Source organism: Faecalibacterium sp. Marseille-Q4164, assembly GCF_017377545.1.
GTDB classification, from domain to species: domain Bacteria; phylum Bacillota; class Clostridia; order Oscillospirales; family Ruminococcaceae; genus Faecalibacterium; species Faecalibacterium duncaniae.
In genome coordinates, this window is sequence record NZ_JAFREJ010000001.1 from 506,267 (window position 1) to 527,115 (window position 20,849).

A 20,849-nucleotide genomic window follows, 5' to 3' on the forward strand; every position below is an offset into this window, starting at 1 on the left:
TTTGAAAAAGGCTCAGGTTTTTGATCGAAACCTGAGCCTTTTTCTTTTGTCAATTCCTACCGGATGTGCTATACTTATTTTTGTGTCTTGAAGTAGGAAAGGAGTAACCACTCATGGAAACCACTCAAAAGCCCTACGCATTCAGCCGCAAGGTATTCTGCGAGGGGATGCGGGATGGCGTGCCCATTGCGCTGGGCTATTTTGCTGTCTCGTTCTCATTGGGCATTGCAGCCCGCAATGCGGGGCTGACCCCCATTCAGGGCTTTTTTGCAAGCCTGTTCAACAATGCTTCTGCCGGTGAGTATGCAGCCTTTTCGCTGATCGCTGCCGGTGCCACCTATTTGGAAGTTGCCATCATCACCCTGATCGCCAACGCGCGCTACCTGCTGATGAGCTGCGCTCTGGCCCAGAAATTTGCCCCAGGCACGCCGTTCTTTCACCGGCTCATCATCGGCTACGATGTCACCGACGAGCTGTTTGGCATCACGATCGCACGGCCCGGCTATCTGAACCCGTTCTACACCTACGGTGCCATTGCGCTGGCAGCCCCCGCCTGGGCCATGGGCACAGCGCTGGGCATCATTGCGGGCAACCTGCTGCCCGTGCGTGTGGTCAGCGCCCTGAGCGTGGCCCTGTACGGCATGTTCCTGGCCATCATCATTCCCCCCGCCCGGAAGAACAGAGTCGTTGCCGTGCTGGTGATGCTGAGCTTTGCCCTGAGCTTTGCCTGCGGCTGTCTGCCCGGCATCGCTTCCCTTTCGGACGGCACCCGCACCATCCTGCTGACGGTGCTGATCTCCTGCGGGGCAGCCGTTCTGTTTCCTGTTACACCCGAAGCACCGGAAACTGCCGGAACTGAGGAGGTGCAGGCATGACCTACAATAATTGGGTCTATATCGCCGTGATGGCCGCTGTTTCTTACGCCATCCGTGTGCTGCCGCTGACCCTTATCCGCAAACCCATCAAAAACCAATTCATCCAGTCCTTCCTCTACTATGTGCCCTATGTAACGCTGGCCGTGATGACCTTCCCGGCCATCATCAACGCCACCCAGAGCCCCATTGCCGGTGCTGCCGCGCTGGTAGTGGGCATCGCCGCTGCATGGTTCGGAGCCAGTTTGTTTCAGGTGTCCGTCTCCTGCTGTGCCGTGGTGCTTGTGCTGGAACTGTTTTTGGTGCACTGAGCTTTCTGCCGCTGTGGTTCTGGGTAGGCCATGGCGGCTTTTTGGTCTTTGAAAATTTTTTCGGAAAACTTGTAACGTTCCGGCGGTTTTGCCGTCTTATGGGCGAACCGGTTCCAAAACACACCAAAAAGGAGGGATGCGCACATGGAGCACCGCAGTTTTGAGCAGATTTATCTGCAGTATTACAAGCCCGTGTACGCTTACCTGATGACATTGTGCCAAAACGAGGAACTGGCAGCAGAACTGACCCAGGAGACCTTTTACAAGGCGCTGGATGCCATTGACGGGTTCAAGGGCGGCTGTGCACTGAATGTCTGGCTGTGTCAGATTGCCAAAAACACCCTGACGGATACATACCGGCGGCAGAAGCGGGAACTGCCCCCGCTGGACGACACTCTGACGGATGTGCCCAGCCCCGCCCCCCTGCCGGGGGAGGAACTGGAGCAGCGGGAAGGAGCACTGAGCCTTTACCAGAAGCTTCATGCCCTGCCCGAACCGTACCGGGAGGTGTTCTGGCTGCGGGTCTACGGCGAACTGACCTTTGCAGAGATCGCCGCACTGCACCACAAGACCGAAAGCTGGGCGCGGGTGACCTTTTACCGCGCCCGAATGAAAATGAAGGAGGCCATCTTATGAAACTACCCTGCTACCTGGTTCAGGACCTTCTGCCCCTTTATAAAGATCACGTCTGCGACGAACAGACTTCCGCCGATGTGGCAGAGCACCTGAGCGACTGTGCCGCCTGCTCTGCCCTGCTGGCTGAAATGGACGCCCCGCCCCAGGAAACTGCGGTACAGGAAGAGCAGGCCGCTGAGGCCGCTGAGGCCCTGAGCACCGTAAAAAAGAATCTGCGCGCCCGGCAGGTAAAAATCACGCTGGCCGCTGTGGGCGGACTGCTGGCCCTGATCTGCGCTTTCTTTGGCTGGCGCTACTGGATGATGCACTCTTATGTGGACCTGCCGGTCGAAGATCTTGTAGTAGAAGAGACCCATGAAGTACTTCCCTCTGATTCCTACGGGTCTATCCACACCATTCAGAAAAATGCAGTCAGGAATGCAAAGACAGGAGTTTATTACACCACAGTCGGCTATCAGGTACGTTATTACAGGGACACCCCCATTGTGTTCCTGAGCGTCACACAGACCCGGTGGGAAGCCCTGATGCGCACGTTCAGTAAAAACAACGAGCCTATCTGGTTTGAGGTTTCAAGTCCTTACACGCTGTTTGTTACGCGGGACACCTATTTGACCCTGCGGGCCGCCCGGCTCATGCCAGAGCAGGATGAACTGATTGACATTCTGGCAGATGATGCAACGCTGACCCGTTACGATGGCGGTTTCTCGTGGACTGATACTTCTAAGACCGTCAGCATTCTTTTAGAACAAGTGCGTTTTGCAAAAGTACGCGCAAGGAAAACATCATGAAAAAAATCTTAATTTCCGGCTCCTCCGGCTTTGTGGGTTCCCGGGTACTGCACCAGTGGCAGGGCCGTGCAGAGCTTTTCACCTTCCCGCGCGGATCTCTGGCTGCTGCCGATGAATCCGCCATTCGCCGTTTTGCGGAAACCATGCAGCCGGATGTCATCCTGCATCTGGCGGCATTGTCCGATACCGGCTACTGCCAGCAGCACCCGGAGGAATCCCGGCGTGCCAACGTTGATCTGCCCATCTGGATGGCAAAAGCTGCACGGGACACCGGGGCCAAGCTGATCTCATTCAGCTCGGATCAGGTGTACGCAGGTGTGACCCAGCCCGGCCCCCTGCCCGAAACGCTGCCGCTCTCCCCCGCCAACACCTATGGTCAGCACAAGCTGAAGGCCGAGGAGCGGGTCCTTGCGCTCTGCCCGGAGGCAGTGCTTCTGCGGGCCCCTTGGATGTACGATCTGCCCGGTGATGGCCTGCCCCTCCGGGGCAATCTGCCGCTGAACCTGCTGCAGGCCGCACAAAACGGTACTCCCGTTCGCTTTTCACCGAACGACCACCGGGGTATCAGCTGGGTGCGGGAGGTGGCGGAACAGCTCTTTCCCGCCTTGCAGCTGCCCGGCGGTGTGTACAATTTTGGCAGCGGGAACGATGCCGACATGGTCACAACGGCCCGGCAGTTTGCCGAAGCGCTGGGCGTGCAGGTGCAGATCGAGCCTGCTGATTTCTCCCGCAACCTTGTGATGGACAGCTCAAAGCTGGCCGCACAGGGGATTCGATTCCATGATACATTGAGCAGTTTTGAAGGCTGTTTGAGGTTTTATCAAAAATAAGAACGACCCTCTCCGCCAATGCTCCGCATTGCCACCTCTCCCAAAGGGAGAGGCAATTGCAGCTTCAAGGTAAGATTCTGCAAATCAGCAGTTTTCTTCCTGTCAGATGCGTTGGCTCCCCCTTCGGGGGAGCTGGCACGCGTCAGCGTGACTGAGAGGGTCGTTTTATGTTACAGCAGAATACAGATCAATCCGGTGCAGCCATCGTTGATGACCTGTTCCAGCGTTTCCTGCAGGCGGGTGCGGGCTTCCTGTGGCATGTGGAGGAGCTTGTTCTGCAATCCCTCATTCACCAGTTCATGCAGGCTCTTGCCAAAGATGTTCGATTCCCACAGCCTCTCCGGGTCGGCTTCAAAATCGCCCAGCAGGCTCTGCACCAGATCCTCGCTCTGCTTCTCGGTGCCCACAATGGGGCTGATTTCGGTATGGATGACAGCTTTCATCATATGGATGGAGGGTGCGCTGGCTTCCAGCCGGACACCGTACCGCCCGCCCTGCCGGACGATCTCCGGTTCCTCCAGCGAGAGCTCCTCAATGCTGGGCATCACGATACCGTAGCCGGTGGCTTCCACCTGTTCCAGTGCACTGCGGATCTTCTCGTACTCCCGCTTTGCCCGGGAAAGCTCAATGATGCAGGGCATCAGGCCTGCTTCATCGCCAATTTCCAGCCCCGTCTGCTCACTGAGGACGCGGTAGAACACCTCCGGCTTCAACAGAACGGTCACCCGCACTACGCCGTCGGAAAGGTTCATGCCGCTCAGGGCGGACTCCTGCACCGAATCCCCGGCCAGCGCTCCGGCACTGTTCTGGGCCGGAACATCCTTCATCCGGCTGATCTTCTCTGAAAACTGGAGCGCCGCCGTGTAGATCTCGTTCTGGAGCCAGTGGCCCTTTTCCAGCATCGTCACCCAGCGGGGGATGGCAAAATCCAGCTCCCGCACCGGAAATTCGTAGAGGACACGCTGCAGGATGGACAGCAGGTCATCTTTTTGCAGATCCAGGCAGCTCACCGGCAGGACCGTGCGTCCGTATGCCTGTTCCAGCTCTGCAGCCAGAGCCTTTGTCTCCGGAGCATCCGGGCGGGTGCTGTTAAGCAGGATGACAAAGGGTTTGCCCAGCGCTTCCAGCTCTTCCACCACCCGCTTTTCGGCGGGCAGGTAGTTTTCCCGGGGGATCTCGCTGATGGAGCCATCGGTGGTGACCACGATGCCGATGGTGGAGTGATCCCGGATGACCTTGCGGGTGCCGGTCTCAGCGGCAAGGTCAAAGGGGATTTCCTCCTCGAACCAGGGGCTTTTGACCATGCGGGGCTTCTCGTCTTCCTCGTGGCCCATGGCTCCCTCCACCATATAGCCCACACAGTCGATGAGCCGGATGCGGCATTCCCCGCCGCCCTCCAGTTGGAGCGGCACGGCCTGCTCCGGGATGAACTTCGGTTCTGTGGTCATGATCGTTCGCCCTGCCGCCGACTGCGGCAGCTCATCCCGGGCCCGGAGCTTTGCGTCCGCCGGGCCGATGGCGGGCAGCACCAGCTGCTCCATAAACTGCTTGATGAGGGTGCTCTTACCGGTGCGCACCGGCCCCACCACGCCAATCAGGATCTCCCCGCCGGTGCGTGCCCCGATCTCCCGGCAGACAGTGGCTTCCAAACACTCCTGTTTTTCCAAATTGCTCTCTCCTCTCTCCCGTCCGCACCGGGCGGCAAGGCCGCACCTTCTGCGTCTGCTTCTCGGAAACAGTCTATTCGGACAGGCGGCAGGATATGAGCGGCACCTGGCGAAAAAGCGTCGGTTGACAGAAAATCTTTCCTACGCTACAATAGAGAAAACTGTATGGAAAGGTGGAACGCAGATGGAGTGGAAGGTTTATTTTGAGGACAATCCGGGCTGTCACCGCCCGCATCGGGGCCGCCCCGGGCAGGAAGTGTCCTGCGGGGCACACTCGGTGTGGGGCGGGCAGCATTTCATCATCCCGGCGATTTACCTTTGTGGAAAAGGGCTGGTTGTAGACATCTGCCGCCGGGTGGAGCGTGAAGCGATCGAAGCGCATTACCAGAAGTTGGCCGCTTACGAAGGGATGGATATTGACGAATGCCCGCCGGAAGCTGTCGAACTGGCCGAAGCCGAGGACCCGTTTGGTTCTTTTGACTATCTGCCAAGTGTAGCCATCAACGGCAAAACCGTGGAGTACAGCCGCGGTGCCGGGGAATATTATAACCCCCTCCGCTCCGAAGAGGAGATCATTTGCAGCGGTGAACAGGCGGCGCGGGATATCGTGAAGCACTACGGGCTTGACCCGGAACAAGGCTGGGATCTCCGGCAGTGGAGCTTTCCCTGGGCGACAAAGCGCAGGCCGGCCCACATCACCAGCCTGACACTGACCCTCACCCAGCGGGAACAGCCTGCCGAAGCGGTGCAGTTCACGGCAGCGCCCGGAAAGGTCGTGGAGTTTGCCCACCCCGTCACCGGTGTGCCCTGCGTGCTGACGGTCAAGGACCTGAAACCGGCCCGGCTGCCGGAGAATGACCTCCCCCACATGGGGCCGCCCATGGAATGGCCCCGGGAATTTGTGGAAATGACTTACACCCTGACCCCCGCCGTGACCACCGGCTGGGTGCAGGTGAACGACTGCGCCTCTAGTGATAAGCCCATCCGGAAAAGCGACGCACCCACAGAAGATGGAGCCATTGGCATCATCGGCGGGGCAGACGGCCCAACGGCGATCTTTGTGAGCGGAAAGCAGCAGGGTGATACCCGCACCGCCTGTTCCTCGCTCCACTTTGCGCCGGTGGAACCGGAAAATATCCGGTGGAAGGTGACCTACTACCAGAAGCAGTTCCCGGATGAAACTATAGCGCTCTTATAACGAAAAGACAGGCGGCTCCAACCAAAGTTGGATGCCGCCTGTTTTACTGTTCAGATCAACTTGATGGCCACCGCCTCGCTGGTGCGGTCCTGGGCTTCGTTGGTATGCTCGGGGTCATCCAGCATATAGCGGAGCAGAAGCACCTCGCCCACATAAAGCACCGCCACCTTGATGGGGATGCTGCCGGAATCCAGCGGGCTTTCCTGCGCGCCGCACCGCAGCACCACATCCGCCATGGCTGCGCCGGGCGAATCCTCATAATGGGTGAGCAGAATGATCTTTGCGCCGGATGCCTTGGCCGTGCGCAGCGTTTCCAGCATATCGCGGGTCGCGCCGGAATAGGAGATGAAGAGCACCACATCCTCCGGGCCCATCAGGCTGGCAGCCAGGATCTGCAGATGACTGTCCCCTGCGGTGCGGAACTTGTTGGACAGGCTGGAAAAGCGGGCGCAGATATCGTTGGCCAGCAGCATACTGCCGCCCTGACCCAGGCAGAACACCTGCCGCGCGGCACGCATCAGATCCACAGCCTGCTCCACGGCTTCGGGCGAAAGAGAATTCTGGGTACCGTTGATGGCAGTGAGAAACAGGCCGCTGGCGTGCTCACACAGACTGGCAGTGGTAGCGCCCGGCTCCGGCTCATGCTGGTTGACCAGCGCACCGGTGGCGTTGGCCTGCGCCAGCGAAATGCGCATCTCATGGTAGCCCTCAAAACCCAATGCCCGGCAGAAGCGGAACACCGTTGCCTCTGCTACCTTGCATTCCCGCGCAAGGGAGGAAATGGAAAGGTACTGTGCCTCGTCGGCATGGTGGACAAGGTAATCTGCCACAGCACGGCCGGATTTTGTCAGTTCGTCCTGCCTTTGCTGCAGCAGCTCCCAGAAGTTTGTGGTCGTAGACATGATGGTCTCCTTTTTCCTGCTCCGTTTCCCGCCGGAAGGGCTGGCCGCACACGCCAACACCATTGTCGGGAAGTTTTCCTTTAAGAAAAGTATAAAAGAATCCCAACCGCTTGGCAAGAGGGGCTTTGACTACAAATTCAGGTTCGTTTCTGTGCAGAGCGCCCAAATTCGCCGCATTAGTATGACTTATTTGTGAAAATCCTTTTCAATTTGCCGGATTTCCCCCTCTTTTTTGAGTGAAAACTATTTTCACCAGCGAAAAGCGTGATTTTTCTACAATGGTTACAAAATAGCTACAACTTTCAAAATTTCCGTGAATTCTGCCCAAAAGACCAGTCTTTTCGCTAAAATTGTGCGACATCCACAAGAAAGCCCTTTCATTATTGGGCAGACAGCCGATAGACAAAATGAAAATATTTTTCTATAATAAGGCCAATAGAAGCGGTTCCCACACGAGGGCCGCAAAGTAGAATCGCACTACATCAATGAGTAAGGAGAAGTTTCTTATGAAAAACAGTATCTCTCGCCGCTCTTTCCTGAAGGCCGTGGGTGTCCTGAGTGCAGCCGGTGCACTGGCCGCATGCGGCGGCAGCTCCTCCAGCAGCACTGCTGCTTCCTCCACTGCAGCTTCTGCAGCGGCAAGCACCGCAGCTGGCGCAAACATCAAGCTGTGGACATACCCCATCGGCGGCTGGGGCAAGGACGAGACTGTGCAGGAGCTGATCTCCAGCTTCAACGCAAAATATCCCGACATCAAGGTCACCGTTGAGTACCTGGATTACACCAATGGTGATGACCAGGTCAACACCGCCATCGAGGGCGGCAGCGCACCCGACCTGATCATGGAAGGCCCCGAGCGTCTGGTTGCCAACTGGGGCAAGAAGGGCGTTATGGCTCCCCTGAACGACCTGTGGACCGACGATGCCAAGAAGGACATCTACGCTTCCGTTGAGTCCGCCTGCAGGAACGAAGCCGGCGACTACTATGAGTATCCTCTGTGCATGACCGCACACTGCATGGCCGTGAACATGACCAAGGTCAAGGAAGTGGGCGCAGACCAGTACATTGATACTGATAAGCACACTTGGAGCACCGACGGCTTCCTCAAGACCGTTGACGCACTGTACAATGGCGGTTATGAGAATGTTGCAGCCATCTACTGCAGTGGCCAGGGCGGCGACCAGGGCACCCGCGCGATCATCAACAACATGTACGGCGGCACCTTCACCGATGCCGAGCACACCAAGTACACCGCTGACTCCCCCGAGAACATCAAGGCCATCCAGGCTCTGTACGATGCCAAGGGCGTGAACTTTGATGCTTCCATCAACGGCGGCGAGGAGATCACCCTGTTCCGCAACGGTACCCTGCAGATGGCATTCTGCTGGAACATTGCACAGCAGCTGAACTCCGACAACAACGATGCCGGCCTGACCAACAGCGGCGACGAGATCTTCCCCATGGCCTTCCCCACCGAGAGCGGCGATCCCAAGCTGTGCGGCGGCATCTGGGGCTTCGGCATCTTCGACAACGGCGACGAGGCCAAGATCGAGGCAGCCAAGACCTTTATCGACTTCATCGCTGCTGACCCCGACCAGGTTGGCGCAAGCGTTCTGGCTTCCACCTACTTCCCCGTTCGTGAGAGCGTTGGCGACATCTACGCCGGCAACGACATTATGAGCGAGTACACCAAGTTCATGGGCTTCCTGGGCGATTACTACCAGATCACCCCGGGCTGGGCAACCGCTCGTACCGAGTGGTGGAACATGCTGCAGCGCGTTGGCACCGGCGAGCCCGTTGAGCAGGCCGTTGCTACCTTTGTTGAGAACGCAAATGCTGCCGCTACTGCCGAGGCATAAGCGCACCGCCTGAGTTTTTCATCGTAACGTTATAAACCTTGCCCCTTCCTCGATAATCCCGGCGAGGGAGGGGCATTCTTTTTTGCAAGTTCCGTCGGGAGCCGGTCATTTTACCGGAGCTAAACGAAAGGTTTGGTGATTTTCTTGGCTGCTACCACCGTAAAAGTCAAAGAGCCAAAGCGCAGCCGCGCACTGGTCCGGCAGGAGACCATCGCATCCTATCTCTTCCTTCTGCCCAGCCTGATCTTCTTTCTGGGGTTCGTCATTTACCCCATGATCCTCTGCGTGGTCACGAGCTTCTTTGATTCCACCATGAACCGCGCCGATGTCTTTGTCGGCCTTGCAAACTACAAAGAACTGTTCGCCGATAAGATCTTCCTGGGTGCTCTGAAGAACACCTTCATCATCGTCATCGTGTCGGTGCCTGTGACCTGCGCCTTCTCGCTGTGGGTCAGCTCCGCCATCGTGGATCTGCCCGAGTGGGCCACCAGCCTTTTCCGCTGCGTGTTCTACTTGCCCGTTGTCACCGGTTCCGTTGCCGTTACCGTTGTCTGGAAGTGGATGTACAACAATTACTACGGCATCTTCAACTATCTGGGCAAGACGCTGGGTCTGATCGACAAGAACATCAACTGGCTGGGCGATGAGCGGTTCGCTCTGGGCTGCATCATCCTCATCCTGCTGACCACCTCTGTGGGCCAGCCCATCGTTCTGTATGTTTCCGCCCTGGGCAACGTGGACCAGTCCATCGTAGAAGCTGCCGAAGTGGACGGCGCGACCGATTTCCAGTGCTTCTGGAAGATCAAGTGGCCCGCCATCATGCCCACCACCCTGTACATTCTGGTCATCACCACCATCAACTCCTTCCAGTGCTTTGCGCTGATCCAGCTGCTGACTTCCGGCGGCCCCAACCACAGCACCGATACCATCATGTACTACATCTACTACACCGCGTTCAAGCTGTACCGCTACGGCTATGGCAACGCCATGGGTGTTGTGCTTGCCATCATCATTGCCATCCTGTCTGCGATCCAGTTCAAGGCTGGCAACCAGAATAATTGAGGAGGTGCGTAACAATGAGTGCAACTGCTGCAACCGCAAAAAAGCAAAAGCCCTTGAAGCGTCACCCCAGCAAGCTCAAGCAGGCCAGCGCCTATACCATCCTGACCCTGATCCTGATCAGCATCGTGGCCGTGACCTTTGCGTTCCCGCTGTACTGGATCATCACCGGTTCCTTCAAAACCGGTGCAGCCATCAACTCCACCACCCCCGAGTGGTGGCCCCATGAGTGGGTGCTGACCAACTACCAGAAGCTGTTTGCCGGAAAGAGCGCCCCCCTGTGGCAGCTGGCCATTCCCTTCAGTGCACGCTTCAGTGCCGACGGCGATCCCATCTACTTCTCGGTCGGACCCACCGCTCCTGCTGCCCTGCGCTGGATGATCAACACCGTGTTCATGGCTGTTGTCTCCATGATCCTGACCTGCATCACCGCCGCCATGGCCGGTTATGCACTGGCCAAGAAGCGCTTTGTGGGCCGTCAGCTCCTGTTCACCCTGATCGTGTGCGCAATGGCTCTGCCCAAGCAGGTCATTCTGATTCCCCTGCTGCGTGAGATGAGTGCCCTGAACCTCTACAACACCATCTGGGCCGTCATCTTCCCCATTGTCGGCTGGCCATTCGGTGTGTTCCTGATGAAACAGTTCAGCGAGGGCATCCCCACAGAAATGCTGGAGGCCGCCCGCATTGACGGTGCAAGTGAAGCCAAGACCTTTATCAGCATCGTGCTGCCCATGGTCAAGCCGGGCATCGGTGCTCTGGCCATCTTCACCTTTATCAACAGCTGGAACGATTACTTCATGCAGTTGATCATGCTGTCCAGCACCAGCAATCTGACCATTTCTCTGGGCATTGCAAAGCTGCAGGCGGAAAACAGCACCGACTTCGGTCTGATCATGGCAGGTGCTGCACTGGCTGCTGTGCCTATCATCATCATCTTCCTCATCTTCCAGAAGTACTTCACCAAGGGCATCGCAATGGGTGCTGTTAAGGGCTAAAATCCCGACCGCCGCCTGCGGCGGGAACAGGGAGGGATTTTTGGCGCAGCGGTCTGCAGGATGCGAGGCCCGCCCAAGGGCCGAAGCAGACGCTGGGCACCGCAAGAGGGCGCTGATCCCGTTGACCGAACGAAAAGCGTTGGAGCTTGATGTTCAGGAAGCAATTTTTGGCGCAGCGGTCTGCAAGACGCAAGGCCCGCACCAAGGGCCGAAGCGGATGCAGGGCACCGCAAGAGGGCGCTGATGCAGTGAACAGAACAAATAAGCATATAGGAGCTTAAGGAGACAAACCATGAAAGATATCACTAAGTACCAGGGCGTTATCCCCGCTTTCTACGCCTGCTACGACGCAGAGGGCAATATTTCCACTGAGGGTGTCAAGGCCCTCACCCGCCACCTGATCGCCAAGGGCGTTAAGGGCGTGTATGTCGGCGGTTCCTCCGGTGAGTGCATCTACCAGCATGTGGACGAGCGCAAGGCTGTGCTGGAGGCAGTGATGAGCGAAGCCAAAGGCAAGCTGACCGTCATTGCACATGTTGGCTGCAACAACACCGCCGACAGTGTGGAACTGGCCCGCCATGCCGAGAGCGTGGGTGTGGATGCCATTGCTTCCATCCCCCCCATCTACTTCCACCTGCCCGAGTATGCCATTGCAAAATACTGGAACGACATGTCCGCTGCTGCTCCCAATACCGAATTCGTCATCTACAACATTCCCCAGCTGGCTGGCACCGGCCTGACCATGAGCCTGCTGAAGGAGATGCTCAAGAACCCCAACGTGGTGGCTGTCAAGAACAGCTCCATGCCCACCCAGGACATTCAGATGTTCAAGGATGCCGGTATCGCTGCCCGCGGCGAAGGCAACTTTGTGGTCTTTAACGGCCCCGATGAGCAGTTCGTCTCCGGCCGCGTCATTGGCGCAGACGGCGGCATCGGCGGCACCTACGCCGTGATGCCTGAGCTGTATCTGGCCATGAACGAGCATATCAACAAGGGCGAGGTCAAGGAAGCACAGGCCCTCCAGTACGAGGCCGACCGCATCATCTACAAGATGTGTGAGGCCCACGGCAACCTGTACGCCGTGCAGAAAGAGATCCTGCGCCGGATGTACGGTCTGGAGCTGGGCGGCGTGCGTGAGCCCATGCCCAGCCTGATCCCCGAGGATGAGGCCATCGTGGCCGAAGCACAGGCCATGATCGAAGCCGCCATCGCAAAACTGTAAGCTGAACAAGCGCCCCCTCTCCGTCTCTTTTCAGAGGGGAGGCGGGCGCTTCTTTTTGGAGGGAAAGCGTATGATCTGCGATACCCTGGATCAACTGCATCTGTACAAGGGGTTCCACAAAAACCTCGACACGGCCATTGAGTTTCTGGCCGCACACCCGCTGGATACCCTGCCGCTGGGCCGTACCGAAGTGGACGGCGACGAGGTGTTCATCAATGTGATGGATGCCGATCTCAAACCTCACACCGATTCCCACGCCGAATATCACCGTCTCTACGCCGATCTGCAGATCGACCTGACCGGCGGCGAGGGCTGGGGCTACGAGACCGCCCCCGGCACCGAGGTAGAGCCCTACCAGCCGGATATCGGCAAAAAGGACAGCGAGGATGCCGTTTTCGGCGCTCTGGGCGAGGGGCGGTTCGTCCTCTTCTTCCCCGGTGAGCTGCACCGCCCCGGCGTGGAAATGCCCGGCTGCGATCGTGTCCGCAAAGCTGTTGTCAAGATCAAGATGGAGGATAAGTATCATGGATAAGGAAAAACTGTTTGCTCAGATCAAGGGCGGGCTGATCGTCTCCTGCCAGGCATTGGAGCACGAGCCCCTGTACACCAAGGAGGGCGGCGTGATGCCCCTGATGGCCAAGGCTGCCGCCATGAGCGGCGCGGTGGGCATCCGTGCCAACACCGTGCGGGACATCACCCAGATCAAGGAGGTCGTGGACCTGCCCGTGATCGGCATCATCAAAAAGGACTACCCCGGCACCCCCATGTACATCACTGTGACCATGAAAGAAGTGGACGAGCTGGTGGCCTGCGGCGTGGATATTCTGGCGGTGCAGGGCACGGGAGCTCTCCGCCCGGACGGTTCCACCTCCGCTGAGTTCATCCGCACTATCAAGGCAAAGTACCCGGATCAGCTGGTGATGGCCGACTGCGACAACTTTGAGAACGCCATGGCCTGCGCCGAGGCCGGTGCCGACTTTGTGGGCACCACCATGCGCGGCTACACCCCTGAGACCCAGGGCATTGACGACATCGATTTTGATTTCGTCCACAAGCTGGCCACCGAGTGCCCCGCCAAGGTCATTGCCGAGGGCCACATCCACTACCCCGAGCAGGCCGTCAAGGCACTGGAAGCCGGTGCTTTTGCACTGGTGGTGGGCGGTGCCATCACCCGCCCTGCCGAGATCACGGCCCGCTTTACCGGTGCCATCAACGCCATGAACAAGTAAAACGGAGACACCGAGATGAAACAGTATCTTGCGATCGATATCGGCGGCACTGCCGTCAAGCTGGGCATCGTGGATGAGACCGGCGCGGTGGGCCCCAAGGCCGAGGAGAGCGTCAACTTTGACGGCTACCAGACCCCGGTGCTGGCCACCGTGCTCAAAGCCGCCAAAGCCTTTGTGGAGACCCAGAACATCGACGTGAACACGCTGGAAGGCGTGGGCGTTTCGGCCACCGGCCAAATCGACAGCCGCAAAGGCATCGTGGCCGGTACCTGCGGCAACTTTCCCAACTACATCAACAGCCCCATCCAGGCCGAACTGGAACGGCTCTTCGGCCTGCCCGTCACCGTTGCCAACGATGCCAACTGCATGACGCTGGGCGAGGTCTGGGTCGGCGGCGCAAAGGGTTATACCGATGTCATCGGCGTTACCCTGGGCACCGGCGTGGGCGGCGGCATCCTGACCGGCGGCCGCCTTTTGGAGGGTGCCCGCGGACTGGGCGGTGAGCTGGGCCACTACCGCACCCATGCACTGGACGGTGTTCCCTGCACCTGCGGTGCCACCGGCTGCTGGGAGCGCTACGCCGCCACCACGGCTCTGGTACGGGCCGCACAGGAAAAGGACCCGGCCTGGAAAGACGGCCGCGCCATTTTTGCTGCCGCGGAGGCTGGCAACGAGACCGTTCTGGCCCTGCTGGATGCTTGGACGGATGAGATCGCACAGGGCCTTGCAGGCATGGTGCACATCTTCAACCCGCAGCTCATTCTCATCGGCGGCGGCGTGAGCGCCCAGCAGAAGCTGCTCATCGAGCCCATTGCCGCCAAAGTCAGGGCCTCCGTTATGCCCGCCTTTGCCGAGGGGCTGGAGATCCGCGCCGCCCAGCTGCACAATGATGCCGGTATGGTAGGCGCAGTCTATTACTTCCGCCAGCAGCACGGCGAAGCCTGATCATCTGAACGATCAAAGGAGTGTATTGAGATGAAAACACATATTCTCTGCCTGGGCGATTCCAACACCCATGGTTATTGTGCCGACCCCAAGGATAACGCCGACGGCGGCATCCGCTTCAACGAGGACGAGCGGTGGACCTGCCGCCTGCAGACTGCTCTGGGTGACAAGTATCTGGTAACCGAAGAGGGCCTTTCCGGCCGCACCACCGTTTTTGTAGATCCCATCCACGAGTCCATGGATGCTCTGAGCGTGGCCTATCCCCTGCTCAAGAGCCATGAAGTCATCGACCTGCTCATCATCATGCTGGGCACCAACGATGTGAAAGAGCGCTTCAACGCAAACGCCGCCTGCATTGGTGCGGGCATGGAGCGCCTGATCCAGAAGTGCAAGACCGTGGACTGCTGGGGCGGCAAGGAACCCAACATTCTTGTGGTCGCTCCTCCGCGCATCAAGGAGGGCTTCCACGATGAGGTCATGGGCGACGGCTGTGTGGAGAAGTCCAAGGGCGTTGCCGGCTGGTACAAGATCATCACAGAGCGCAACAACGTCCATTTCCTGGATGCTGAAGGCTGCGAGTTCAACCAGATCGACTTCATGCACCTGACCCGTAAGGGCCACGCACAACTGGCTGAGAAGCTGGCCGAGCTGGTTCCGACGCTGCTCTGAGTCAAAAAGAACAACCCTCTCCGTCATTGCCTCGCAATGCCGCCTCACCCTTTCGGGGGAAGCAGGCAAAGCAAAAGGCTTTGACGGAGAGGGTTGTTTTCTTTTGTCAGATGTAATCCGAAATATACGGAATCTTATGGAAGAGCACGTCATCCAGCCGTTCCACAGCCTCTTCCCTGCCCTCGATGCGCTCCAGCTCATACAGACGCTCTGCGGTCTTGTAGCCCAGCAGCAGGGTGGTAAAGGTGCCGATGCCCATTTTCAGGTGATACTCGGCAGGTTCACGGGTCATGGTGCAGTGCCCATCCGCAAAGCGAACGTTGAACGTCCGGTCGTTCCATGGCAGAAGCGAGTCCTCGATCTCCAGCTCGATGCACAGGGTGCCGCCGTCCGGGTCACAGGGGTAATCGGCGAGGAAATCCTCTACGTCGATGATGCGTCCCATGGCATAGGGGCGAATGCTCTCCTTGATGTCGCCATCGTCCATCTCAAAGGCGATGGGTTCGCTGAAATAGGTGCTGCCGTGCACCTCATCGATCATGGAATCATGGGCATGGATATACTCCCACAGGCCTTTCTGGGCCTCGCGGTTGAGGTAGACCATCTCCTTGATGTGCATGATGTCGTTTTTGATGAGGTAGACCATGTAGCCGCAGGGCTTATCCTTGACGTTGTAGTAGACCGCAACATTGGTATCGTCCTCGTCCCAGCGCCAGTATTCCTCCCAGGCCAGACTGTTGCGGAACAGACAGCCGTGGGTGATGGACGCAAAGTGGGAGTGCAGCTCATGGAACTCGGTATTATCCCAGCTGACGCGCCGGACATAGCCGGGAGCCTTGACCTTGGTGGGGATCTGCCGGTCCTTGATGTTGAACGAGATCTTGTTGGAAACGATCTCCCAGCCCAGGTGATGGTACAGCGGAATGCTGTACGGGTAGAGCAGGGCGAAGGATTTGCCCTCTTCGTGCATCTGGGTCAGACCCTTGATCATCAGGTGCTTCATAATGCCCTGCCCGGTGTACTCCGGGTAGGTGCAGACACTGGTGACAAAGCCCACATGGTAGACCGTATCGTAGATGTTCATTTTCAGCGGATAGACGGCAAACTGGGACACCAGCGTGTCTCCATCAAAGCAGCCCAGTACATCGGCACGTTCCAGCACCGGGAATTTGGACTGCTTGATTTCATCGTCCTTCCAGCCTGTGGCAGTCAGCTCTTCTTCCGTGACCTGAAAGGTGTAGCGGAGCAGTGCATTGTACTGATCAAGATCCTTCGCTTCCAGATAACGGGTCAGATAATGGTCTGCGGCGTTCATACGAACACCCCCGTCCTTACGGGGTCAGACGGTTGGGGCCGCGGAACAGGAACTCCGCGTCCTTGATGCTCTCGCCCACCAGCAGCATGGTCAGGCGGTCGATGCCCAGACCGAAGCCGCCGTGCGGGGGGCAGCCATACTGGAAGAACTCCAGATAGAACTTGACATCCTCAGCCAGACCCTTTTCCTCAGCCTGCTTCTTCAGCACCTCATAGCGGTGCTCGCGCTGGGCACCGGTGGTGATCTCCACACCGCGCCAGATCAGGTCGTAGCCCTGAGGCACGCCGTTCTCGTCGCGCATGTGGTAGAAAGCGCGCTTCTCAGCATCGTAATCCGTGACGAAGAGGAACTCGTGGTTATAGTGCTTCTTCACCCAGTCGTAGCTCAGGCGCTCGGCCTCGGTGGTCAGGTCGCCCTTCTCGGAATCGTCCACCACATAGCCGAAGTCCTCTTCCAGACCCTTGTACAGGTCAGCCAGCTTGACCACGGGGAACGGGGTCTCGGGCACGATGACTTCCTTGCCGAACAGCTCCTGGATCTGGTCGCCGTATGCTTCCTTCACAGCCTGCAGGCCAGCCTTGAGCAGCTGCTCCTCCATGGCCATGACATCCTTGTAAGAGGTGATGTAGCTGAACTCCAGATCAAAGCCGGAGAACTCCGTGGCGTGCTTGTTGGTATAGCTCTTCTCAGCGCGGAACACAGGGCCGGTCTCAAAGATGCGCTCAAAGCCTGCAGCCATTGCCATCTGCTTGTAGAACTGGGGGCTCTGTGCCAGATAGGCATTGCGGTCGAAGTAATCCACCTTAAACACCTCAGAGCCGCTCTCGCTGGCAGCAGCGATCAGCTTGGGGGTGTGGATCTCGATGAAGTTCTGGTCCAGCAGGAACTTGCGCATGGCGTTGACCATGCAGCTCTGAGCCTTGAACATCAACTGGTTCTCGTCGGTCCGCAGATCGACCCAGCGGTAATCAATGCGCTGGTCGATGCTGGAACGCTCCACCGCCTTTTTCTTCTTGGTGGCGGCAATGGCCTTGCGGGCAATGGGCAGTGCATCCGCAATGCTCTCCACCTCGATGGCCTCGGGGATCATCTCGATGCCGCCCATCTTGACGTAGTCGTTCTCGACCACCTTACCGGTGACAGTGATGACAGAATCAGGGGTCAACTGATCGATGGTGTCCACCAGATCAGGATGATCCTCTTTTTCAACCGTGATCTGCAGCTTGCCGGTGATATCCTTCAGTACGATAAAGGCCATATACTTGCTGTTGCGCAGGTTTTCAATAAAGCCCTGTACCTTGACCGTATTGCCAATTTCCTTTTGTACCTCGTTGATGTAGGTGCGATTCATGGAAATCCTCCTTTGATGTCTTATACCGTTTTATTATACGCTTTTCAGGGGATAAATCAAGTATTCTGCCCAGGCCAGTCTTACTTCTTGTGGTTTTCCTCTTCGTGCAAAGTGCCGGTGCCGCCCTCGACCACACCGTCGTGGTCGAGCACCGCCCTGATGGTGCCAAAGAAGCACTTTACGTCCATGCCAAAGCTCAGGTGCTCCACATAGTAGCCGTCCAGCCGGGCCTTGTCCACGATCTCCAGCTCATCCCGCCCATGGATCTGGGCCCAGCCGGTCAGGCCGGGGCGGACATCGTTGGCACCGTACTTGTCCCGCTCGGCCAGCAGGTCATACTGGTTCCACAGCGCCGGGCGTGGGCCGATGACTGCCATATCGCCCACAAAGATGTTCCAGAGCTGGGGCAGCTCGTCCAGACTGGTCTTGCGCAGGAAGTGCCCCACCCGGGTGATATACTGATCCGGGTCCTTGAGCATGTGGGTGGGCATATCGTGGGGGGTGTCGATGCGCATGGTGCGGAACTTGAGGATATTGAAATGCTGTTTGTGGATGCCCACCCGCTTCTGCCTGAAAAAGATCGGTCCCGGGGAATCGATCTTGATGGCAAGGCAAAGGATGAGCAGCAGCGGCGAGAGCACGATCATGCCGCAGAGGGACAGAATGACCGCCAGCAGCCGCTTGATGCCGTTTCGATACATGGAAGATCCTCCCTTTTCAGAGTACCTTTTATTATAGCAAGCCCTTCGACAGTTTGCAATCCATTCCGTGCAGTTTCACGCCCGAGGGGCTCCGGCAGGCGCAGCAGAAGTATTGGCTGTTGCGCAGACCACAAAACGCCTGTTTTGTTGCATTATTTATCCTGTTTTCTCTCTTGTTCTGGAACGATTTCTGCCGTATCATTACAGTAACCACTCTATCTGAAACAGGAGGTCTTTTCTGTGATCCAGCGTTTTTCTTTCGGGCATCCCTTCCCCACCCAGAGCGTTGTGCTGTCTCTTCCCGCGGAAAGCGGCCCCGTCCCCTTTCTGACTCCCGATGGCACCGGCTGGCGGCTCACCCTCAGTGAGCAGGCTGCGGTCTACGGTCTGGGGGAAATGCCCCGCGGCATCAACAAGCGCGGCTGGCACTACATCACCAACAACACCGACGAATCCCGCCACAGCGAGGACAAGCTTTCCTTCTATGGTGCGCACAATTTCCTGCTGGTGCGGGATGGCAGCACCTGCTTTGGCCTGTTCGTGGATTTCCCGGGCAAGGTGTATTACGACATCGGCTATACCCGCCACGATCTATTCTCTTTCCACACCGAGACTCCCGACTATGATCTGTATCTCCTCTCCGGCGGGAACGAGAATGCGATCTGCAAGGAGTTCCGCACCCTCATCGGCCGCAGCTACATCCCGCCCCGGTGGGCATTCGGTCTGGCACAGAGCCGCTGGGGCTACAAGACCGAGGAGGACGTACGGGAAGTTGCACGCCAGTACAAGGAGCACGACCTGCCGCTGGATATGATCTGCATGGACATCGAGTATATGCAGGACTATGCCGATTTCACCGTAAACAAGGAACGGTTTCCAGACCTTACAAAGCTCTCCGCAGACCTGAAAGCGCAGGGCATCCGGCTGGTGCCCATCATCGATGCCGGCGTGCGTATTGATCCCAACGACCCCACCTGCACCGAAGGGCTGGAAAAAGGATACTTCTGCAAAAAGGCCGATGGGACCCCCTTTGTGGCGGCAGTCTGGCCCGGCAAGGCCTACTTTGCCGACTTCCTGCGCCCTGAGGTGCGGGAGTGGTTCGGCCACAAATACAAGACCCTGACCGACTGCGGCATCGAGGGCTTTTGGAACGATATGAATGAGCCCTCCCTCTTCTACTCACCCGAGCGGCTGCGCGCTTTTCTGAACGACATGGCCGCCCTGCGGGAGAAGGACAACATTGAGCAGGAGGAGTTCTTCCTGCGCGTGATAGGCGGTGCCATGGGACTGATGAACAGCCCGGCAGACTATGCCAGCTTCTACCACGAGGTGGACGGCCAGAAGGTGCGCCACAATCAGGTCCACAACCTCTACGGCGGCAGCATGACCCGCGCCGCTGGCGAAGCCTTTGCCGACTTGCGCCCAGGCCAGCGCACCCTGCTTTACAGCCGCTCCAGCTTCATTGGCAGCCACCGCTACGGCGGCATCTGGCTGGGCGACAACAATTCCAGCTGGGCCCAGCTGCTGGCCAACATCCAGATGATGCCCAGTGTCCAGATGTGCGGTTTCCTGTACAGCGGTGCCGACCTCTGCGGCTTCTCCTCCGATACCACGCCGGATCTTGCCCTGCGCTGGCTTGAGTTCGGTCTGCTCACCCCGCTGATGCGCAACCACTCCGCAGTTGGCACCCGGATGCAGGAATACTACCGCTTCCCCGAGGTGCTGCCCGCTGTGCGCAATATGATCCGTCTGCGCTACGCCCTGCTGCCCTACCTGTACAGCGAATTTATGAAAGCCGCGCTGGAAAACACCAGCTACTTCCGGCCGTTGGCCTTCGACTACCCGGATGACCCCGATGCCCGGGAGGTGGAAGATCAGCTTCTGCTGGGCGAGGGCCTGATGGCCGCTCCCGTCTATGTCCAGAATGCCCACGGGCGGCATGTCTACCTGCCCGAATCCATGAAGCTCCTGCGCCTGCGGGCTGTGGACGACTACGATGAAGAGATCCTGCCCGCCGGACACCACTATATCCGCTGTGCGCTGGACGAAGTGCTGTTGTTCCTCCGTCCGGGTCACATCGTTCCCGTGGCACAACCCGCCAACAACACCTCTGAGCTGGATGATGCCAGCCTGACTCTGTGGAGCTTCCTGCCCGACGGCGAATCTGCTGAGTACCGGATGTACCGGGATGACGGTGTGACAACAGAATATGAGAAGAAAGAGCACTGGAAAACGCTGCAGATCCATCATTCCTGATCGAAGTGTCCCGGAAAGGCAGGATCTCCCCTGCGCAGCATCTT

At 58.1% G+C, this 20,849-nt stretch carries 20 protein-coding genes; 15 read left to right on the forward strand and 5 right to left on the reverse strand.

Going from position 1 to position 20,849, the window contains the following annotated elements; genetic code table 11:
• Positions 1-113: 113 nt before the first annotated feature.
• From J3352_RS02425 to J3352_RS02445, 5 genes are all read left to right on the forward strand, one after another.
• Positions 114-875 carry an AzlC family ABC transporter permease gene (locus J3352_RS02425; protein WP_156058160.1) on the forward strand — a complete coding sequence of 254 codons (762 nt, stop codon included), beginning with the start codon at positions 114-116 and terminating at the stop codon, positions 873-875.
• Complete coding sequence (locus tag J3352_RS02430) at positions 872-1,183, forward strand: AzlD domain-containing protein (RefSeq protein WP_005934408.1); 312 nt, start codon at positions 872-874, stop codon at positions 1,181-1,183. The genes J3352_RS02425 and J3352_RS02430 overlap by 4 nt, the downstream gene beginning before the upstream one ends.
• A gap of 144 nt (positions 1,184-1,327) precedes the next feature.
• The gene (locus J3352_RS02435) at positions 1,328-1,819 is read left to right on the forward strand and encodes an RNA polymerase sigma factor (protein ID WP_117476140.1); all 492 of its coding nucleotides are present in this window, start codon (positions 1,328-1,330) and stop codon (positions 1,817-1,819) included.
• Entirely contained in the window at positions 1,816-2,607 is a 792-nt protein-coding gene (locus J3352_RS02440) for a zf-HC2 domain-containing protein (protein WP_097771915.1), read from the forward strand. Before J3352_RS02435 ends, J3352_RS02440 begins: the two co-directional genes overlap by 4 nt.
• Complete coding sequence (locus tag J3352_RS02445) at positions 2,604-3,437, forward strand: sugar nucleotide-binding protein (protein ID WP_156065785.1); 834 nt, start codon at positions 2,604-2,606, stop codon at positions 3,435-3,437. The genes J3352_RS02440 and J3352_RS02445 overlap by 4 nt, the downstream gene beginning before the upstream one ends.
• 170 nt (positions 3,438-3,607) lie before the next feature.
• Here the strand turns inward: J3352_RS02445 and spoIVA are convergent, their stop codons facing one another.
• A complete protein-coding gene (spoIVA, locus tag J3352_RS02450) occupies positions 3,608-5,104 on the reverse strand; it encodes a stage IV sporulation protein A (protein ID WP_097771913.1) in 1,497 nt (498 codons plus the stop codon).
• A gap of 184 nt (positions 5,105-5,288) precedes the next feature.
• Between spoIVA and J3352_RS02455 the strand changes: the two genes are divergently transcribed.
• The gene (locus tag J3352_RS02455; protein ID WP_156065787.1) at positions 5,289-6,302 is read left to right on the forward strand and encodes a hypothetical protein; all 1,014 of its coding nucleotides are present in this window, start codon (positions 5,289-5,291) and stop codon (positions 6,300-6,302) included.
• 50 nt (positions 6,303-6,352) lie between these two features.
• Here J3352_RS02455 and J3352_RS02460 read toward each other — a convergent pair whose 3' ends face one another.
• Positions 6,353-7,204 (reverse strand): MurR/RpiR family transcriptional regulator, encoded by an 852-nt coding sequence (locus tag J3352_RS02460; RefSeq protein ID WP_005934417.1) that lies wholly within the window; start codon positions 7,202-7,204, stop codon positions 6,353-6,355.
• Between the two features lie 506 nt (positions 7,205-7,710).
• Between J3352_RS02460 and J3352_RS02465 the strand changes: the two genes are divergently transcribed.
• The 8 genes from J3352_RS02465 to J3352_RS02500 all read left to right on the forward strand — a co-directional run bounded on the left by J3352_RS02465 (position 7,711) and on the right by J3352_RS02500 (position 15,182).
• Positions 7,711-9,063 (forward strand): ABC transporter substrate-binding protein, encoded by a 1,353-nt coding sequence (locus tag J3352_RS02465; protein ID WP_156065789.1) that lies wholly within the window; start codon positions 7,711-7,713, stop codon positions 9,061-9,063.
• A gap of 135 nt (positions 9,064-9,198) precedes the next feature.
• Complete coding sequence (locus J3352_RS02470) at positions 9,199-10,125, forward strand: carbohydrate ABC transporter permease (protein WP_035394544.1); 927 nt, start codon at positions 9,199-9,201, stop codon at positions 10,123-10,125.
• A 14-nt stretch (positions 10,126-10,139) separates the two neighbouring features.
• Positions 10,140-11,117 (forward strand): carbohydrate ABC transporter permease, encoded by a 978-nt coding sequence (locus J3352_RS02475; protein ID WP_005934426.1) that lies wholly within the window; start codon positions 10,140-10,142, stop codon positions 11,115-11,117.
• 292 nt (positions 11,118-11,409) lie between these two features.
• Entirely contained in the window at positions 11,410-12,339 is a 930-nt protein-coding gene (locus J3352_RS02480) for a dihydrodipicolinate synthase family protein (RefSeq protein ID WP_005934429.1), read from the forward strand.
• A 70-nt stretch (positions 12,340-12,409) separates the two neighbouring features.
• A complete protein-coding gene (locus J3352_RS02485) occupies positions 12,410-12,871 on the forward strand; it encodes a YhcH/YjgK/YiaL family protein (protein WP_097771908.1) in 462 nt (153 codons plus the stop codon).
• Positions 12,864-13,568: an N-acetylmannosamine-6-phosphate 2-epimerase gene (locus J3352_RS02490; RefSeq protein ID WP_097771907.1), complete on the forward strand. Its 705-nt coding sequence runs from the start codon at positions 12,864-12,866 to the stop codon at positions 13,566-13,568. Before J3352_RS02485 ends, J3352_RS02490 begins: the two co-directional genes overlap by 8 nt.
• Positions 13,569-13,583: 15 nt before the next feature.
• A complete protein-coding gene (locus tag J3352_RS02495) occupies positions 13,584-14,513 on the forward strand; it encodes an ROK family protein (protein WP_097771906.1) in 930 nt (309 codons plus the stop codon).
• A gap of 30 nt (positions 14,514-14,543) precedes the next feature.
• Entirely contained in the window at positions 14,544-15,182 is a 639-nt protein-coding gene (locus J3352_RS02500) for a GDSL-type esterase/lipase family protein (protein ID WP_097771905.1), read from the forward strand.
• A gap of 106 nt (positions 15,183-15,288) precedes the next feature.
• Here the strand turns inward: J3352_RS02500 and eis are convergent, their stop codons facing one another.
• The 3 genes from eis to J3352_RS02515 all read right to left on the reverse strand — a co-directional run bounded on the left by eis (position 15,289) and on the right by J3352_RS02515 (position 18,549).
• Positions 15,289-16,497 carry an enhanced intracellular survival protein Eis gene (gene eis, locus J3352_RS02505; protein ID WP_097771202.1) on the reverse strand — a complete coding sequence of 403 codons (1,209 nt, stop codon included), beginning with the start codon at positions 16,495-16,497 and terminating at the stop codon, positions 15,289-15,291.
• 16 nt (positions 16,498-16,513) lie between these two features.
• On the reverse strand, positions 16,514-17,848 hold the full coding sequence (gene aspS / locus J3352_RS02510) for an aspartate--tRNA(Asn) ligase (RefSeq protein ID WP_097771904.1): 1,335 nt from the start codon (positions 17,846-17,848) through the stop codon (positions 16,514-16,516).
• Positions 17,849-17,928: 80 nt separating this feature from the next.
• Positions 17,929-18,549, reverse strand: a complete 621-nt coding sequence (locus tag J3352_RS02515) for a sugar transferase (RefSeq protein WP_097771204.1) — start codon at positions 18,547-18,549, stop codon at positions 17,929-17,931.
• A 240-nt stretch (positions 18,550-18,789) separates the two neighbouring features.
• On the opposite strand from J3352_RS02515, the gene J3352_RS02520 reads away from it, so the two are divergent.
• Positions 18,790-20,805 (forward strand): TIM-barrel domain-containing protein, encoded by a 2,016-nt coding sequence (locus J3352_RS02520; protein WP_097771903.1) that lies wholly within the window; start codon positions 18,790-18,792, stop codon positions 20,803-20,805.
• Positions 20,806-20,849: the final 44 nt, after the last annotated feature.

Coding starts and splice junctions, on each gene's coding strand:
- J3352_RS02425 (WP_156058160.1), top strand. CDS start 114: ATGGAAACCACTCAAAAGCCCTACGCATTCAGCCGCAAGGTATTCTGC.
- J3352_RS02430 (WP_005934408.1), top strand. CDS start 872: ATGACCTACAATAATTGGGTCTATATCGCCGTGATGGCCGCTGTTTCT.
- J3352_RS02435 (WP_117476140.1), top strand. CDS start 1,328: ATGGAGCACCGCAGTTTTGAGCAGATTTATCTGCAGTATTACAAGCCC.
- J3352_RS02440 (WP_097771915.1), top strand. CDS start 1,816: ATGAAACTACCCTGCTACCTGGTTCAGGACCTTCTGCCCCTTTATAAA.
- J3352_RS02445 (WP_156065785.1), top strand. CDS start 2,604: ATGAAAAAAATCTTAATTTCCGGCTCCTCCGGCTTTGTGGGTTCCCGG.
- J3352_RS02455 (WP_156065787.1), top strand. CDS start 5,289: ATGGAGTGGAAGGTTTATTTTGAGGACAATCCGGGCTGTCACCGCCCG.
- J3352_RS02460 (WP_005934417.1), bottom strand. CDS start 7,204: ATGTCTACGACCACAAACTTCTGGGAGCTGCTGCAGCAAAGGCAGGAC.
- J3352_RS02465 (WP_156065789.1), top strand. CDS start 7,711: ATGAAAAACAGTATCTCTCGCCGCTCTTTCCTGAAGGCCGTGGGTGTC.
- J3352_RS02475 (WP_005934426.1), top strand. CDS start 10,140: ATGAGTGCAACTGCTGCAACCGCAAAAAAGCAAAAGCCCTTGAAGCGT.
- J3352_RS02480 (WP_005934429.1), top strand. CDS start 11,410: ATGAAAGATATCACTAAGTACCAGGGCGTTATCCCCGCTTTCTACGCC.
- J3352_RS02485 (WP_097771908.1), top strand. CDS start 12,410: ATGATCTGCGATACCCTGGATCAACTGCATCTGTACAAGGGGTTCCAC.
- J3352_RS02490 (WP_097771907.1), top strand. CDS start 12,864: ATGGATAAGGAAAAACTGTTTGCTCAGATCAAGGGCGGGCTGATCGTC.
- J3352_RS02495 (WP_097771906.1), top strand. CDS start 13,584: ATGAAACAGTATCTTGCGATCGATATCGGCGGCACTGCCGTCAAGCTG.
- J3352_RS02500 (WP_097771905.1), top strand. CDS start 14,544: ATGAAAACACATATTCTCTGCCTGGGCGATTCCAACACCCATGGTTAT.
- eis (WP_097771202.1), bottom strand. CDS start 16,497: ATGAACGCCGCAGACCATTATCTGACCCGTTATCTGGAAGCGAAGGAT.
- aspS (WP_097771904.1), bottom strand. CDS start 17,848: ATGAATCGCACCTACATCAACGAGGTACAAAAGGAAATTGGCAATACG.
- J3352_RS02515 (WP_097771204.1), bottom strand. CDS start 18,549: ATGTATCGAAACGGCATCAAGCGGCTGCTGGCGGTCATTCTGTCCCTC.